1 protein-coding gene is annotated in these 1,187 nt (G+C 67.5%); it reads right to left on the bottom strand.

Annotated elements, in window-relative coordinates:
- Positions 1–34: 34 nt before the first annotated feature.
- The gene (locus Cba03nite_RS39410) at positions 35–1,159 is read right to left on the bottom strand and encodes an IS481 family transposase (protein ID WP_203757691.1); all 1,125 of its coding nucleotides are present in this window, start codon (positions 1,157–1,159) and stop codon (positions 35–37) included.
- Between the last annotated feature and the right edge of the window lie 28 nt (positions 1,160–1,187).

Below are 1,187 nucleotides of genomic sequence, written 5' to 3'. Positions count from 1 at the left end.
TGTGATGTGGCGAGTCATCGGTGACACGGATGTGTCAGGACATCGGTGACAGTAGCGGGTAGTAGCGCCGGCCTGGTTCGAGTGTCAGGACGCGTACGAGTGTTGTGCCGTCGAGGATGGCCACACGTTCGCCGTAGGTGATCACGGTGAGCGTGTGGCCTGCCCGTGTGGTGCCCACGTTGATGACCGCTTTGCTGGCGTTGATGACGCCCTGGCTGGTGGTGGTGCGGTCGGTGATGGTCAGGGTGGGTGGTTGGGGCAGGTCGATGGGTGTGCCGGCGGGTCGGGCGGGTGTGGTGGCGTGGAAGCGTTCGGCGGGGGTGGCGCCGTGTAGTGCCCGGTGGGGGCGGTGGTGGTTGTAGTAGGCGCGGAAGTCGTCGAGTTGGCGTTGCAGGTCTGGCAGGCTGCGCGCGGCCGGTCGGGGCCGTAGCCACTTCTTGAGGGTTTGGTGGGCGCGTTCGAGCTTGCCGCAGGTTTGTGGGTGGTAGGGGCGGGAGTTGGCTTTGGTGATGCCCAGGGCGGCGAGGTTGCGTTCGAACGCGCCGGGAGCGTGTAGGCCGCCGGTGAAGCACAGGCCGTTGTCGGACAGGACTTTGGCGGGTGGGCCGCATTCGGTGGCGGCGTGGCAGAAGGCGTTCCAGGCGGCTGTGGTGGTGTCTGCGGGTACGGCGTCTGCGGCGGCGAGGTAGCGGGAGTGGTCGTCGAGGATGTCCATGATCCAGACGGTGCGTCCGGAGCGTAGCTGCCAGCGGGTGGCGTCGATCTGCCAGCAGGCGTTGGGGGCGTCGTATTCGAAGCGGTGCCAGGACGCGTGGGGCCGTTTGGCGGGTTGGGGTGTGACCAGGCCGTTGCGGACCAGGACGCGGTGGACGGTGCGTGGGCTGGGCAGGGGTTCGATGCCGTCGCGCTGCAGGTGGTAGAAGATCGCCTGCGCGCCGTTGTCCAGGGGTAGTTGTTCGCGCAGCCGGACGATGCGCTGTTCGACTGCGGCGGGGATCTGGGTGGGTGAGTACAGGGGCCGGCGGGAGCGGGGTTCCAGTCCCGCCGGGCCTTCCTTGTCGAAGCGTTTGCGCATCTCGTAGAACGTTTTGCGGGAGATGCCGAGTTGAGCGCACAGGTCGGTGACCGTAACGCCGGGCATCTCCGCGGCGGTGATCATGGCCAGTCGGGTGGACATCGGGACCGTC

Source organism: Catellatospora bangladeshensis (genome assembly GCF_016862575.1).
GTDB lineage: Bacteria > Actinomycetota > Actinomycetes > Mycobacteriales > Micromonosporaceae > Catellatospora > Catellatospora bangladeshensis.
This window is presented reverse-complemented; position numbering and strand designations above follow the sequence as displayed.

Bases quoted from the DNA above. Each gene is read 5' to 3' on its own strand.
- Cba03nite_RS39410 (WP_203757691.1), bottom strand. From the start codon at position 1,159: ATGATCACCGCCGCGGAGATGCCCGGCGTTACGGTCACCGACCTGTGC.